The sequence below is a fragment of the Auraticoccus monumenti genome (assembly GCF_900101785.1).
Lineage (GTDB): Bacteria > Actinomycetota > Actinomycetes > Propionibacteriales > Propionibacteriaceae > Auraticoccus > Auraticoccus monumenti.
This window is the reverse complement of sequence record NZ_LT629688.1, coordinates 2,013,477-2,027,301: the sequence shown is the minus strand read 5'-3', so window position 1 is coordinate 2,027,301 and position 13,825 is coordinate 2,013,477. Positions and strand designations below refer to the sequence as shown.

Genomic DNA, 13,825 nt, shown 5'->3' with positions numbered 1-13,825 from the left:
TGTCGGGCTCTGGGACGCACGTCCCGACGGACGAACGGGTGACGTCGAGGCGTCAGCAGCGCTGGTAGGTGTAGCCCTCCTCGCCACGGACGACCAGGTCCCGGTCGCGCAGGATGGTGCTGGCCGGGACGTCACCGCTGGCGCAGAGCTCCTCGAAGTCGGCGCTGAGGTCGTCGGTGTACTCCACGTCGAGCACGGCGTCGCCGTAGACGTCGGTGAAGTCGGCGCACTCCTCGAAGCTCGCGCACTCCTCCACGACCGCGAAGTCGAAGCCGATCTCGTCGCGGCCCCGGTCCCCGAGCTCCGCGGTGTTCTTCTGACCGGCGGCGAGGCCGACCGCGTGGGCCTCCTGCACCAGGAGGGCGGCCAGCGCCGCGGCGTCGTCGAGGGTGAGCGCGCCCTCGGAGCGGGTGTACGAGTCGAGGTTGTCGTACTCGACCGCCTCGTACCCCGCCGCGGCGCAGGCCCAGACGTCCACGGCGAGCCGCTCAGTGACCGCACTGCGGTAGGCGGCAGTGGAGGTGTCGAAGAGATGCTCGTCGGGCCAGCCGGGGTCGACGAGCAGCTCACCGGACGCGTCGTGGAGCAGCAACTCCTCGGGCCACTCCACCCCCGGCTGGCTCTGGAAACCGTTGACGTAGCAGATGTCGTAGCCGACGTCAGCCGGCGGATCGGTGCTGTCCCGGACCACGACGGTGACGCCCTCGGGTGGTGGCGAGGCCCCACCCAGCTGGTAGTCGAAGGCGGCGCCGGCCGGCCACAGCGCCGGTGCGGAGGCTGCGCTCGTCGCGTCGCCGGCGGGGGTGGCGCCGTCGACCGGGTCGCTCTCCGCCACCGGGGCGGCGCAGCCGCTGAGCAGGGCGAGCGCAGCCGCGCCCGTGACCGCCGCCGCGAGGCGGCCCGTGCTGCGGAGCCCGGCTCGCCTGGTCATGGTCGGAGGGTAGAGGAGTCCCGGGGCTACCAGCCACGAACGGTGCTCCCAGTCATGGTCGAGCGGTGAGCCGGGCCCTACCCTCCCCGTATGAGCCCCCAGGCGTCGCTCCGGATCTCCGTCCTGCTGACCGCGGTGGCCGTGCTGGCGGTGGTGCAGCTGATCCTCGCCTCCGACGCCGTCAGCCGGTGGCTCGCGGGGCTGGTGCTGCTGGGGGTCGCCATGGCCCTCTACGGCTTCTGGGTCGCATGGCGGGAGCAGCGGCGAGTCGAGCACGTCGACGGGACGTCCCCCTCCCTCGATCCCGAGGACTGAGCACGGCACCGACCACCGCCGCTGATGGCCGTGGGCGGCGGTCCACACTCAGCCGTGGAGGAGCGGCGCGACCTCAGCGAGCCACCGTCGCTGCCCTCGCGTCTCCACCGCCCGCCGGTGGTGGTGCTCCCTGACCCAGCCGACGGCGTCGTCGACGTCCACACCGCTCAGGACCGCCAGGGCTGCGAACGCGGTGCCGGTGCGGCCGACGCCACCACCGCAGGCGAACTCGACCCGCTCGCCCTCCGCGCGTCGGTGGGCCTCACGGAGCGCGTCGAGGGCGTCCTCGGTCGCGGCCGGTACGCCGAAGTCCCGCCAGCGCACCCACCGGTACGGCCACCCGCGGACCTGCGGGTCCCGGCCGAGCAGGTACACGGCGAGGTCGGGGGGTGGCACGTCCCCGCGCGGACGGCGCAGGCCGGTGGCCCGGACGCGACGACCGTCCGGGAGCTCGACGACCCCGGACTCCGGTCCCCAGCCGGTCACGCGCTACCCCTCGGACCCTCGCGCGGCGAGGATCTGCTCGCGCAGGATGTCGGCGTGGCCGCAGTGGTGGGCGAGCTCGCGCAGGCACTGCAGGTGGATCCAGCGCAGGGTGCAGGGGCCGAACCGGTGGCCGGTCACCACCTCGTCCAGCGAGCGACCCTCGACCTGGCGCCGGGCCACGTCGCAGGCCTCGCGGAAGGCGGCACGGACGCTGTCGATGGTGTCCTGCTCGGTGAGCACGAAGTACTCGTCCGGCGTCGCCGGCAGACCGAGCTCCCGCCGCGGGGTCCCGGTGACGGCCTCGGTGAACCAGACGCCCTGCACGAAGACCAGGTGCTTGACCAGCCCGAGCAGCGTCGTCCTGGAGGGGACGAGGCTGCGTCGCGCCTCCTCCTCGCTCAGACCGTCCAGCGTGGCCTCGAGCGCGGCCCGGTAGTGGTCCAGGAACGCCTCCAGCTGGACGCGCTCGCCCGCCTCCCCGACCGTGAACGGATCGGCGCCCTCGACGACCTCACCCACGTCCCACCTCCACCGGATGCTGCTGGTGCGACGGCACCAGCCTGGTGACCGAGCCCCCGACAGGATTCGAACCCGCGACCTGCTGTTTACAAGACAGCTGCTCTACCAGACTGAGCTACGGAGGCAACCCGGTCATTGTGCCGGACGTGCGTGACGGAGACCACTCGTCCGGTGGTGCGCAACCAGGTCACCAGGCCTTACCTTTGGTAAGCCTTACCTACCGTTCCTCCTCCGGAAGAGATCCCAGTGACTCGCACCCGCATGCTCGCGGCGCCCGTGGCCGCCCTCTCGCTCACCCTGACCCTGGCCGCCTGCGGCGGGGCGACCGCTCCCTCGACCGAGCCCGCGGCCCCGGCCTCCGGTGGCGGCAGCAGCGAGTGGACGCCGGTCACCATCGAGCACGCCCTCGGCACCACCACCATCGAGACCCAGCCCGAGCGCGTGGCCACGGTCGACTTCGCCAACCAGGAGGTGCCGCTGGCCCTCGGCATCGTCCCGGTCGGCATGTCGAAGATGACCTGGGGCGACGACGACGGCGACGGCGTGCAGCCCTGGACCGAGGACAAGCTGACCGAGCTGGGCGCGGAGACCCCGGTCCTGTTCGACGAGACCGACGGCTACGACTTCGAGGCCGTCGCCGGCACCGAGCCCGACGTCATCCTGGCCGGCTACTCCGGCATGACGGCCGAGGACTACGCGACCCTGAGCGAGATCGCACCCGTGGTCGCCTACCCCGAGACCCCGTGGGCCACCGCCTGGCGCGACACCATCACGATCAACTCCGCCGCGCTCGGCATGGCCGAGGAGGGCGAGCAGCTGGTCGCCGACGTCGAGCAGAGCATCGCCACCGCCGTGGGCAAGCACCCCGAGCTCGAGGGCGCGAACGGCATGTTCATGACCCACGTCGACCCGACCGACCTGAGCGAGATCAACTTCTACACCGCCGCCGACACCCGCAGCCAGTTCTTCGACGACCTCGGCATGCAGACCGCTCCGAGCGTGGTCGAGGCCTCCGGTGACTCCGGCAGCTACTCCGGTTCGCTCAGCACCGAGCGCGCCGACGAGCTCTCCGACGTCGACGTGATCGTCACCTACGGCGGCGACGAGCTGATCGACGCGCTCAAGGGCGACCCGGTCCTCTCCCAGCTGCCCGCCGTGGCCAACGACGCCATCGTCAACCTCGACGGGTCGCAGCCGATCGGCACCGCCGCCAACCCGACCGTGCTCTCGACCCCGTACCTGATCGAGGACTACACCGCGCTGCTCGCCGACGCCGTCGCGGGCAACGAGGCCGGCTGAGCACCTGCCCGTGAGCACCGCCACCGACGCACCCGTCGAGACCACCACCCTGCTGCGGCGTTCGCGGCGGGTGCGTGGTGGCGCCCTGCTCGTGCTCGTCGCCGTCCTGCTCCTGGTCTGCGCCGGCTCCATCGCCCTGGGTTCCCGGGGCGTGGGGCTGGCCGACATCTGGGCCGGCTTCCTCGGCTCGACCGAGGGCTTCGACCGGGCGGCCGTGGCCAAGCGGGTCCCCCGCACCCTGCTCGCCGGGCTGGCCGGTGCCGCGCTGTCGGTGGCGGGGCTGGTGATGCAGGGCATCACCCGCAACCCGCTGGCCGACCCGGGCATCCTCGGGATCAACACCGGCGCCTCGCTCGCCGTGGTGGTGGGCATCGCCTTCTTCGGTCTCGCCTCCCCCACCAGCTACATCTGGGTGGCCATCGCCGGCGCCGCCCTGGCCGCCGCCTTCGTCTGGTTCGTCGGGTCGCTGGGTCGCGGCGGGGCCACCCCGCTCAAGCTGACCCTGGCCGGCGCGGCCACCGCGGCCGCCCTCACCTCCTTCGTCACCGCCGTCGTGCTGCCCCGCCCCGACATCTCCGAGAACGTCGTCTCCTGGCAGGTCGGCGGGGTCGGCGGCGCCACCGACGAGGGGCTGCTACGGCTCATCCCCTTCCTGTTCGCCGGCGCCGTGGTCTGCGCGGCCACCGCCCGCGGGCTCAACCTGCTCGGTCTCGGCGACGAGCTGGCCGCCGGCCTCGGCGTGCACGTCACCCGCACCCGGCTGCTGGCCGCCGTCGGCGGGGTCGTGCTCTGCGGGGCGACCACCGCGGTCTGCGGGCCGATCGCCTTCATCGGGCTGGTCGTGCCGCACGTCTGCCGGCTGCTCGTCGGCGTCGACCACCGCTGGCTGATGGCCTTCAGCGCCCTCGGCGGGGCCTGCGTGCTCATCGCCGGCGACGTCCTGGGCCGGGTCGTCCTCCCGCCGAGCGAGGTCGACGTCGGCATCATCACCGCCGTCGTCGGGGCGCCGGTGTTCATCGCCGTGGTCCGCCAGCGGAAGGTGCGTGAGCTGTGAGCGTCCTCGACACCACCTCCAGCACCACCGAGGCCGCGGACGTCACCGTCGCGCGGGTCCGCGCCGGCCGACGCAGCCGCAGCAGCAGGCGTCGGGTCGTCGTCGCCGTGCTGGCCGCGCTGGTGCTGGTGGCCTTCGCCCTCAGCCTCGTGCTCGGGCCCACCGTCTACAGCCCGCTGGAGGTGCTGCGGGTGCTCCTCGGCGAGGACGTCCAGGGCGCGTCCTTCACCGTGGGCCGGCTCCGTCTCCCCCGCGCCAGCCTGGCCGTGCTGGTCGGGCTGAGCTTCGGCCTGGCCGGCGTCACCTTCCAGACCCTGCTCCGCAACCCGCTGGCCAGCCCCGACATCATCGGCGTCACCGAGGGGGCCAGCGCCGCGGCGGCCGTGGCCATCGTCTCCTTCGGGCTCAGCGGCGTCCGCGTCTCCGTGTTGGCCGTGGCGGCCGGGCTGGGCGTCGCACTGGCCATCTACCTGCTGGCCTACCGGCGCGGCCGGGTGGCGGGCACCCGGCTGGTGCTGATCGGCATCGGGGCGGCCTACATGATGCAGGCCGTGGTCGCCTGGCAGCTCGAGCGGGCCACCAACGTCGAGATCGCCGGGGCGCTGCGCTGGCTCACCGGCAGCCTCAACGGCGCCCGCTGGACCGACGCCCTGCCGGTCCTGATCACGCTGGTGGCGCTGGGCACCGTCATCCTCGTGCAGGACCGCGACCTGGCCGCCTCCCGGCTCGGTGACGACGCCGCGTCCTCCCTCGGGGTGCGGGTGGAGCGGATGCGTCTGCTCACCCTGGTCGCCGCCGTCGGCGTCATCTGCGTGGCCACCGCCGCCTGCGGCCCGGTCGCCTTCCTGGCCTTCCTCTCCGGCCCCATCGCCGCCCGGGTGGTCGGCCCGCACGGGTCGCTGCTGGTGCCGGCGGCGCTGGTGGGCGCCCTGCTCACCCTGATCGCGGACTTCGGCGGCCAGTACGCTTTCGGCACCCGGCTCCCCGTCGGTGTGGTGACCGGCATCCTCGGCGCGCCCTACCTGCTCTACCTCATCGTCCGCGTCAACCGAGCCGGAGGCACCCTGTGAGCCGCCACGACGTCGTGAGCCCCCCGACCGACGGCCCCAGGCCCGGTCTGGAGATCGAGCACCTCACCCTCGGCTACGGCGACGAGGCGGTCATCCACTCCCTCGACCTCGTCATCCCGGCCGGTCAGGTGACGGCCATCGTCGGCCCGAACGCCTGCGGGAAGTCGACGCTGCTGCGCTCGATGTCGCGGCTGCTCACCCCGCGCACCGGCCACGTGCTGCTCGAGGGGCAGGCCGTGCACACCATCCCGGCCAAGCAGCTGGCCCGCCGGCTCGGCGTGCTGCCGCAGTCCCCGATCGCGCCCGAGGGGATCACCGTGGGGGACCTGGTCGGCCGGGGCCGGCACCCGCACCAGCGCACCTTCGCCCGCTGGAGCGCCGCGGACGACCTCGCCGTCGCCGCCGCGCTGGAGGCCACCGACACCGTCGAGCTGGTGGACCGCCCCGTCGACGAGCTCTCCGGCGGGCAGCGGCAGCGGGTCTGGATCGCCATGGCCCTGGCCCAGCAGACCGAGGTGCTGCTGCTGGACGAGCCGACCACCTTCCTCGACGTCAGCCACCAGGTCGAGGTGCTGGACCTGCTGACCGACCTGAACCGCACCCAGGGCACCACGATCGTGATGGTGCTGCACGACCTGAACCTGGCCGCCCGGTACGCCGACCACCTGATCGCGCTGTCGGAGGGCCGGCTCTACGCCTGTGGCAGCCCGGAGGAGGTGCTGCAGCCGTCGCTGGTGCAGGACGTCTTCGGCATGCCGAGCACGGTGATGCCCTGCCCGGTCTCGGGCAAGCCGCTGATGGTGCCGATCGGGCGCCACCACGCCACCCAGCCCGTCTGAGCGCCTCTCTCTCCGCGCCGGGGCGTCCCCGTTCGACGGCCTGCCGCGACATCGCGGCCAGATGTCGCACCGGAGCCGCCGGAGACTCCCGGCGGCGTGTCAGCGGATGGTGAAGCCGCCGTCGACGACGAGGTCGGCGCCGTTGATCATGTCGGCGGCGCCGCTGGCCAGGAAGGCGGCGACGGCGGCGATCTCCTCCGGGGCGGCGAACCGGCCGACCGGGATCTCCGCCTGGTGCGCCTCACCCCTGGGGTTGTCCCAGGCCTGGAGGCCCAGCGGGGTGAGCACCACGGTCGGGGAGATGGTGTTGGCGGTGACGCCGCGCCCGGCCCACTCCAGCGCGAGCACCCGGGTCAGCCCGACGACGCCGAACTTCGACGCGCAGTAGGCCACGTGCTCGGGCAGCGCGACCGTGGCGGCCTGGGAGGCCAGGTTGATGATCTTGCCCCGGCCCCGCTCCAGCATCGCGGCGCCGACCTCGCGGCAGACCCGGTACGTCCCGCTCAGGTTGACCGCGATGGTGGCGTCCCACTGGCCGTCGGACAACGACTCGGCCGGGGCGAGGGCGGCGATGCCGGCGGAGTTCACGCAGACGTCGACCGGCCCGGCCTGCTCGTGCGCCGCCGAGACCGCGGCGCGGACCGAGTCGGTCGAGGTGACGTCGCAGTGCAGGGCGAGCGCCTCCCCCGGCAGTCCGTCGGCCACGCGCCGGGTGGCGTCCTGGTCGAGGTCGAGCACCGCCACCCGTGCGCCCGAGGCCGCGAACCGCTCCGCGATGGCCCGGCCGATCCCCGAGGCGCCGCCGGTGACCAGGGCGACCTGGCCGTCGAGGCGGACCGAGAGGCTGGAGACGTCGGTCACCGGTGTGGTCAGCATGGGTCCTCCAGGGTCGTGGGACGCCGGCGCGGACGGACCCCGCGGGCTGGCCCACGATCCGGGTCGTCGCTGAGCCGTGCCCCGACGCTAGCCTCCCCGCCCCGCCACCCGTCACCCCCCTGTCCCACCCCCGGCCCATCCCAGGCCTACCTGAGTGGCGACTCGCCGCGTCGGGTCGCTCTCCTGACCACCGACCCGACCACTCCAGGCGAGTCGCCACCACGGGACAGGTCCAGGACCGCGACCCCTGCAGGCGACTCGCCGCGTCGGGTCGCTCCTCTGGCCGCCGACCCGACCACTCGCGGCGAGTCGCCACCACGTGGAGAGGTCCAGGTCCGGGAGTCGGGTGAGTGGGACGTCGTCCGGGAGAGGTCGTCAGGGATCCGCGGAGCTCGATCGCGCTGGGGGGACGCGCTCCGTCGGCGTCTGTCCTCGCCACCTGGGGTGGCGGCTCGCCGCGTCGGGTCGCTCTCCTGACCGCCGACCCGACCACTCGCGGCAAGTCGTCACCACGTGACAGGTCTCTGGACCGCGACCCTGCAGGCGACTCGCCTCGAGTGGTCGCCCGGCCGACGGGTGAGGCGCCCACTCGGGGCGACTGGCCGCGACGTGGCGGGAGTCGGGCCGGGAGGCCCGTCCACCGGTCATCGCACCCGGACCAGCCCCTGCTGGTAGGCGGCGACGACCAGCTGGGCGCGGTCGCGTGCTCCCACCTTCATCATGGCCCGGTGGATGTGCGTCCGGACCGTCAGGGGACTCACCACCAGCCGGTCGGCGATCTCCTGGTTCGACAGGCCGTGAGCAGCGAGGGCGGTGAGCTCGCGCTCCCGCTCGGTCAGCGTCGCCAGCGATCCCAGGGGCGGCTCGCCGACGCTGCCGGGACCGGACAGGAAGCGGCCGATCAGGGTGCGGGTGGCCGCCGGCGAGAGCAGCGCCTCCCCGCCCACCACGACCCGGATCCCGGCGAGCAGGCCCTCCGACGTGACGTCCTTGCCGAGGAACCCGCTGGCTCCCGCCTCGAGGGCGTGGGCCACGTGCTCGTCGGTCTCGAACGTGGTGAGGATCAGCACGCGGGTGCGCGACAGCTCCGGCGCGGAGCAGATGCGCTGCGTCGCCGCCAGGCCGTCGAGGGTCGGCATCCGGATGTCCATCAGGACCAGGTCCGGCCGGTGCAGCCGGGCGAGCTCGACCGCTTCCTCTCCGTTGGCGGCCTCGGCGACGACCGTCATGTCGTCGCAGGAGTCGATCAGCATGCAGAACGTCGAGCGCAGCAGCGCCTGGTCGTCGGCGAGGAGGATCTGGATCATCGGGGTACCGGGTCTTCCTGCCAGGGGGTGAGCGGGATGGTGAGGGAGACCGCGTACCGGTCGTGGCCGGCCGGGCCGGCCCGGACCACCCCACCGACGGCGAGCGCCCGTTCGCGCATGCCCATCAACCCGAATCCTGCCGTTCCCGCTGGAGCGGGGTGGGCCGAGGTGTTCACCACGTCCGCGGAGAAGGTGTCGTCGTCGTAGGTCAGGGAGACCTCGACGACCGGGTGGACCGCGTGCTTGGTGACGTTGGTCAGGGCCTCCTGGATGATCCGGAACGCGGTGAGCTCGACCAGCGGCGGCAGGCGCCGGGGCGTCCCGTCGCTGCTGATGCTGACGTCCATCCCGGCCGCCCGGCAGGCCGCGATCAGGTCCGGGAGCTGGTCGAGGCCGGGTGCTGGCGTGGTGGCCGCTGAGGCGTCGTCGTCGGGGTTGCGCAGCAGCCCCACCGTCGCCTTGAGCTCTCGCAGCGCGGCCGACGTGGAGCCCTCCAGCCCGGCGAGGAGGTCGGGTACCTGCTCAGGACGCCTCCCCAGCAGATGGGCGGCGGTCCCGGCCTGGGCGTGGGCGACGGCGAGATGGTGCGCGACGACGTCGTGCAGGTCGCGCGCGATGCGCACCCGCTCCTCGCCCAGCCGTCGGCGCAGGTCCTCCTCGCGGCTGCGTTCGGCGTCCTCGGCCCGGGCCTGGACCAGCTGCAGGTAGCCCCGTTCGGCGTGGGTCATCCGTCCGGCGAAGACCGCCGGCAGCAGCCACAGGGCGACCCCCACGGTCTCCAGGAGCAGGACCCCTCCGGTCGGGTCGGCGTTGCTCGTCGCCCCGCCCAGGATCACTGCGCCCACCGCGACCACCGTCCACCCGGTGGCCGCCCTGGGGCCGCCGAGAACCGTCAGCCGGTACAGGCACCCGATCAGCGGGGCCAGCAGCAACGGCGTCGGCAGGTAGCCGGCCGCGCAGGCCGCAGCCGCGCAGGCGATCGCGACGACCGTCGCGGCGCGCGGGTGGCGAGCGGAGACGAACAGGGCTCCGCTCGCCACCAGGCCCAGCACCGCACCGGGCAGCACCGCGGCCGGCCGGAAGATGCCCTCGGTGCTGAGGCTGGCACCGAGGGCAGCGAAGACGAACGCGATCAGCGCGGCCAGCACGTTCACCGGACCGACACTATCCAGTCGATCACCGCGCGCTCATCGCCTCAGCCGGCTCCGGCTGCTGCTCGATCGGCGACCCGTCCTCCACCTCGAGCGACTGGCCCTCCACGTCGACCCGGGGCAGGACCCGGTCGAGCCATCGCGGCAGCCACCAGGCCCGTTCGCCGAGCTGCTGCATCACGGCGGGCATCAGCGTCAGGCGGACCACGAAGGCGTCGAAGAACACCGCGCACGCGAGCCCGAGGCCCACCATCTTGATCAGGGGTTCGTGAGCCGCCGCGAATCCGCCGAACACCGCGATCATGATCACGGCAGCCGCGACCACCACTCTCGAGCTCTGCTGGAAACCGGTCGTGATCGCGTCCTGGGCCGGCTTGCCGTGGACGTGGGCCTCACGCATCCGTGACACCAGGAAGACCTGGTAGTCCATCGCCAGCCCGAACACGATGCCCACCAGGAGGATCGGCATCAGGCTCATCACCGGCCCGGTCTGCTGGACGCCGAGCAGGTCGGCCGCCCAGCCCCACTGGAACACCGCGACGATCACCCCGAACGCGGCGAACAGCGACAGCAGGAAGCCGAGCGCCGCCGTGAGCGGGATCCAGATGGAACGGAACACCACCAGCAGGAGCAGCACGGCGAGGCCGATCACGAGCCCCACGTAGGGCACGAGCGCGGACTGCATCTTCTGTGCCATGTCGATGTCCAGGGCGGTGGTGCCGGTGATCTCGTAGCTCACGCGTCCTTCCGCCTCCACGCCCGGACGCGCCGCCCGCAGCGTCTCCACCAGGGCCTCGGTCCGTTCGTCGGTCGGGCTCGTCGACGGCACGGCGGTGAGGATCGCCGTGTCGCCCTCCTGGTTGAAGGTCGGCTCCGACACCGAGACCACCCCGCTGGTCAACCTGATGCTGTCCGCCACGGTCGCGACCGCGGCCTCCGGGTCTGCGGCACCACGTGCGTCGACCACCACCGTCAGCGGACCGTTCGACCCGGGACCGAAGGCCGAGGCCCGGAGGTCGTACGCCCGTCGCTGGGTCTCGGTGGTGGACAGCGACGCGTCACCAGGCGTGCCGAGCTGCAGCGAGAGCGCCGGGACGGCGATCGCGGCCAGCAGCGCGACACCTGCCAGCGTGATCAGGAGCGGACGACGTAGCACCAGCCGCATCCAGGGGCGCGCCACGGAACGGCGAGCCGAGGAGTCGAGGCTCCCGCGGCGTTGCGCTCGGGAGAGGACCCTGTTCGGGGCGAAGCCCAGCAACGCCGGGACCAGGGTCAGCGCCACCGCGACCGCCACCACCACCGCGCCAGCAGCTGCCAGACCCATCTTGGCCAGCAGCGGGATCCCCACCACCGACAGCCCGGCGAGCGCGATCACCACGGTCAGCCCGGCGAAGACCACCGCCGAGCCGGCCGTTCCCACAGCGCGACCAGCCGCCTGCTCGGCGTCGTCGAGGCCGAGGCGCTCCTCCCGGAAGCGTGAGACGACGAACATCGCGTAGTCGATGCCGACCGCCAGCCCCAGCATCAGGGCGAGGATGCCGCTGTTGATCGCCATGTCCAGCGGGCCGGCGACCGTCCAGACGCCGAGGAAGGAGATGGCCACCCCGATGATCGCCGTGAGCAGCGGCAGACCCGCCGCAACCATCGACCCGAAGGTCATCAGCAGCACGACCGCGGCGACCGCGACGCCGGCGAGCTCCACACCACTCATCTTGGCGCTGGTCTTGAGCGCCGAGCCAGACATCTCTGCGGTCAGTCCGGCACCGCGGGCCTGCTCCACCGCGTCGGCCAGCGCCGTGCGCGACTCCTCGGTCAGCTCCGATGCCGGCACCTCGTAGGACACCGACGCGAACCCGGTGGACCCGTCGGCGCTGATGCTCCTACCGGTCGAGGGCGGGATCACCCGGAGCACCTGAGGACCGCTGGAGATCGATGCCAGCGTGGCGTCGACGACCTCCGCGTTCTCCGCAGACATCAGGGTCTGACCCGGCGGGGCGACGAACACGACGGTCGCCGAGCCCCCGTCGGCAGCGGCGCCGGGGAAGCGCTCCTCGATGAGGTCGAAGGCCTCCTGCGACTCGATCCCCGGCATCGTCGCCCTGGTGCTGACCGGGCCCTCGGACTTGACCGCGAGCAGCACCACCCCGCTGAGGGCGAGCAGCCAGAGGGCGACGACCACCCACCGCTTCCGGTAGGAAAAACGACCAAGACGACTGAGCATGCTTGCCATGGCGTGGCACTCCACTTCTTCTTCGGATGATGCCCCCAACGTCTCAACGCACCCCTGGTCGCGTCGTCGTGCAGGTGCAGGCACCGGATACGACAACCGCAGTACGGCGGAAGGCCGTCGACCACGACGTGCGGCTCGTCGCGCCATGGCCCGCACCAGGGGTCCTGGCCGACTGCGTTCGGGCCCGGTCGTCGATCCGCCGATCCGGGGCGACCCCCGATGGCCCCGGGGACCGGGAGGGAGAAGGGGTCGACCCGGCCGGCCGGCGCGACGTCGACAGCCGCCGCACCCTGCCCGGACCAGTGAGACCTCCGAGGCGGTGGGGACGTCGACGCCCTCACCCACCTCACGCCCTCCTAGGGGCGACTCGCCCCGAGGGGTCGCCCTCCCGGACCCCGTCCCGACCTCTGCAGGCGACTCGCCACCTGGAGGGTGGTGCGCCAGGAGTGCGACCGTGGCTACGCCGTCCAAGGGAGGCAGCTCGTCACGGGGAGCCCGAGGATCGGCGCGGCGGGTGGCGAGTGGCCGGAATCGGTCGCCCGCCTGACCCTCGAGGCGACGTCTGGCGGCGACTCGCCACCTGGAGGGTGGTGCACCCGGAGTCGACCCCGTGGCTACGCCGTCCAGGGGAGGGCAGCTCGTCACGGGGAGCCCGAGGATCCGGCGCGGCGGGTGGCGAGTGGCCGGAATCGGTCGCCCGCCTGACCCTCGAGGCGACGTCTGGTGGCGACTCGCCGCTACCGGCGCACGCCCGGGGGGCGGGTGGCGAGCCAGAGGGTGCGGCTGGCCTGGAGGGCGAGGTCACCGCGGGACTCGAGGGACTCCGGGCCCGAGCCCAGCAGGACGTCGAGGACGGCGAGGTCCTCCGCGGGGAGGTGCTGCCCCACGTAGTCGCGGATCCGCTGCAGGAAGGCGCGGGCGTAGCGGACGAGCAGGTCGGCCTGCGGCTGCGTCTCCAGCACGTGGCGGTGGCGGCTCACCTCGAGACCCACGGCGGCGAGGTACGGCGTCCAGTCCTGGTAGCTGTTCCAGCCGGCCCGGGCCAGCACGTCGTGGCAGCGGACCTCCAGCCCGGGACGGCCCCGGCCGAGGTCGTCGGGGAGGAACCGGGGCAGGGTGTCCATCTCCACCACGGCCACCGACCCGCCGGGCGCCAGGACGTCCGCGGCCCTGCGGAGCACGGCCGCCGGGTCGGGCACCTCGTGCAGCGAGGAGGAGGCCCACACCAGGTCCACCTCACCGGTGTCCGGCCAGCCCTGCCCCAGGTCGGCCTCGAGGGTGCGGACGCGGTCGCCCACCCCGGCGACCCGGGCGGCCGTCAGGACGCGCGCGAGCATGGCCGGTGCACGGTCCACGGCCACCACCTCGGCGTCCGGGAGCCGGCGGGCCAGAGCCACCGTGCCGACTCCGGTCCCGGCACCCAGGTCGACGACCCGCGTCGTCCCCGCGCCTGCCTGCTCGGCGACCTGCTCGACGAGGTCGGCCAGCACCGGGGCCATCACCTGGGCGTCGATCTCGAGCATCTCGGCCAGGGTCGCGTCGTCGACGTGCCCGTGGCTGTGGTCGCCCCCGTGTCCGTGCCCATGGCTCCCGCCGTGGGTGTCGTCACCACCGTGTCCGTGCCCAGAGTTCCCGCGGTGGCCGTGGGTGTCGTCGCCACCGTGTCCGTGCCCACGCTTCTCCCCCTGTCCGCGGCCGTGACTGTGGTCGTCACCGTCGTCACCGTGCTGGTGGTCAAGGCCGTGAGC

General features: G+C 73.2%; 13 protein-coding genes and 1 tRNA gene. 5 read left to right on the top strand and 9 right to left on the bottom strand.

All coding sequences use genetic code 11. The features are described 5' to 3' along the window. Positions 1–52 precede the first annotated feature (52 nt). Complete coding sequence (locus tag BLT52_RS09360) at positions 53–931, bottom strand: endo alpha-1,4 polygalactosaminidase (protein ID WP_090592666.1); 879 nt, start codon at positions 929–931, stop codon at positions 53–55. Between the two features lie 90 nt (positions 932–1,021). Here BLT52_RS09360 and BLT52_RS09355 point away from each other — a divergent pair, with 90 nt between their 5' ends. Further along, complete coding sequence (locus tag BLT52_RS09355) at positions 1,022–1,246, top strand: hypothetical protein (RefSeq protein WP_090592665.1); 225 nt, start codon at positions 1,022–1,024, stop codon at positions 1,244–1,246. A 48-nt stretch (positions 1,247–1,294) separates the two neighbouring features. Here BLT52_RS09355 and BLT52_RS09350 read toward each other — a convergent pair whose 3' ends face one another. The 3 genes from BLT52_RS09350 to BLT52_RS09340 all read right to left on the bottom strand — a co-directional run bounded on the left by BLT52_RS09350 (position 1,295) and on the right by BLT52_RS09340 (position 2,376). Further along, positions 1,295–1,732, bottom strand: a complete 438-nt coding sequence (locus BLT52_RS09350) for a protein-tyrosine phosphatase family protein (RefSeq protein ID WP_090592663.1) — start codon at positions 1,730–1,732, stop codon at positions 1,295–1,297. Positions 1,733–1,735: 3 nt separating this feature from the next. Beyond that, a complete protein-coding gene (locus BLT52_RS09345) occupies positions 1,736–2,251 on the bottom strand; it encodes a DinB family protein (protein ID WP_090592661.1) in 516 nt (171 codons plus the stop codon). A gap of 51 nt (positions 2,252–2,302) precedes the next feature. Beyond that, positions 2,303–2,376: transfer RNA gene (locus BLT52_RS09340), tRNA-Thr, on the bottom strand. 121 nt (positions 2,377–2,497) lie between these two features. Between BLT52_RS09340 and BLT52_RS09335 the strand changes: the two genes are divergently transcribed. Genes BLT52_RS09335 through BLT52_RS09320 form a run of 4 tightly spaced genes read left to right on the top strand, consistent with a single transcriptional unit; the run spans position 2,498 to position 6,513 of the window. Next, positions 2,498–3,550, top strand: a complete 1,053-nt coding sequence (locus BLT52_RS09335; RefSeq protein ID WP_197679270.1) for an ABC transporter substrate-binding protein — start codon at positions 2,498–2,500, stop codon at positions 3,548–3,550. A gap of 10 nt (positions 3,551–3,560) precedes the next feature. Next, entirely contained in the window at positions 3,561–4,604 is a 1,044-nt protein-coding gene (locus BLT52_RS09330) for a FecCD family ABC transporter permease (RefSeq protein ID WP_197679269.1), read from the top strand. Beyond that, the gene (locus BLT52_RS09325; protein WP_090592657.1) at positions 4,601–5,674 is read left to right on the top strand and encodes a FecCD family ABC transporter permease; all 1,074 of its coding nucleotides are present in this window, start codon (positions 4,601–4,603) and stop codon (positions 5,672–5,674) included. Before BLT52_RS09330 ends, BLT52_RS09325 begins: the two co-directional genes overlap by 4 nt. A gap of 14 nt (positions 5,675–5,688) precedes the next feature. Beyond that, positions 5,689–6,513, top strand: a complete 825-nt coding sequence (locus BLT52_RS09320) for an ABC transporter ATP-binding protein (RefSeq protein WP_172804016.1) — start codon at positions 5,689–5,691, stop codon at positions 6,511–6,513. Between the two features lie 99 nt (positions 6,514–6,612). Here the strand turns inward: BLT52_RS09320 and BLT52_RS09315 are convergent, their stop codons facing one another. From BLT52_RS09315 to BLT52_RS09295, 5 genes are all read right to left on the bottom strand, one after another. Beyond that, positions 6,613–7,389 carry a GolD/DthD family dehydrogenase gene (locus tag BLT52_RS09315; protein ID WP_090592655.1) on the bottom strand — a complete coding sequence of 259 codons (777 nt, stop codon included), beginning with the start codon at positions 7,387–7,389 and terminating at the stop codon, positions 6,613–6,615. 644 nt (positions 7,390–8,033) lie between these two features. Then, the gene (locus BLT52_RS09310) at positions 8,034–8,696 is read right to left on the bottom strand and encodes a response regulator (protein ID WP_090592653.1); all 663 of its coding nucleotides are present in this window, start codon (positions 8,694–8,696) and stop codon (positions 8,034–8,036) included. Next, positions 8,693–9,850 (bottom strand): sensor histidine kinase, encoded by a 1,158-nt coding sequence (locus tag BLT52_RS09305; RefSeq protein ID WP_090592651.1) that lies wholly within the window; start codon positions 9,848–9,850, stop codon positions 8,693–8,695. The genes BLT52_RS09310 and BLT52_RS09305 overlap by 4 nt, the downstream gene beginning before the upstream one ends. A gap of 22 nt (positions 9,851–9,872) precedes the next feature. Beyond that, complete coding sequence (locus BLT52_RS09300; RefSeq protein WP_090592649.1) at positions 9,873–12,077, bottom strand: MMPL family transporter; 2,205 nt, start codon at positions 12,075–12,077, stop codon at positions 9,873–9,875. Between the two features lie 737 nt (positions 12,078–12,814). Then, the gene (locus BLT52_RS09295; RefSeq protein WP_090592646.1) at positions 12,815–13,600 is read right to left on the bottom strand and encodes a class I SAM-dependent methyltransferase; all 786 of its coding nucleotides are present in this window, start codon (positions 13,598–13,600) and stop codon (positions 12,815–12,817) included. Positions 13,601–13,825 lie beyond the last annotated feature (225 nt).

Excerpts from the sequence above, each read along its gene's own strand:
- BLT52_RS09315 (WP_090592655.1), bottom strand. The coding sequence starts at position 7,389 with ATGCTGACCACACCGGTGACCGACGTCTCCAGCCTCTCGGTCCGCCTC.
- BLT52_RS09310 (WP_090592653.1), bottom strand. The coding sequence starts at position 8,696 with ATGATCCAGATCCTCCTCGCCGACGACCAGGCGCTGCTGCGCTCGACG.
- BLT52_RS09360 (WP_090592666.1), bottom strand. The coding sequence starts at position 931 with ATGACCAGGCGAGCCGGGCTCCGCAGCACGGGCCGCCTCGCGGCGGCG.
- BLT52_RS09300 (WP_090592649.1), bottom strand. The coding sequence starts at position 12,077 with ATGGCAAGCATGCTCAGTCGTCTTGGTCGTTTTTCCTACCGGAAGCGG.
- BLT52_RS09355 (WP_090592665.1), top strand. The coding sequence starts at position 1,022 with ATGAGCCCCCAGGCGTCGCTCCGGATCTCCGTCCTGCTGACCGCGGTG.
- BLT52_RS09295 (WP_090592646.1), bottom strand. The coding sequence starts at position 13,600 with ATGCTCGAGATCGACGCCCAGGTGATGGCCCCGGTGCTGGCCGACCTC.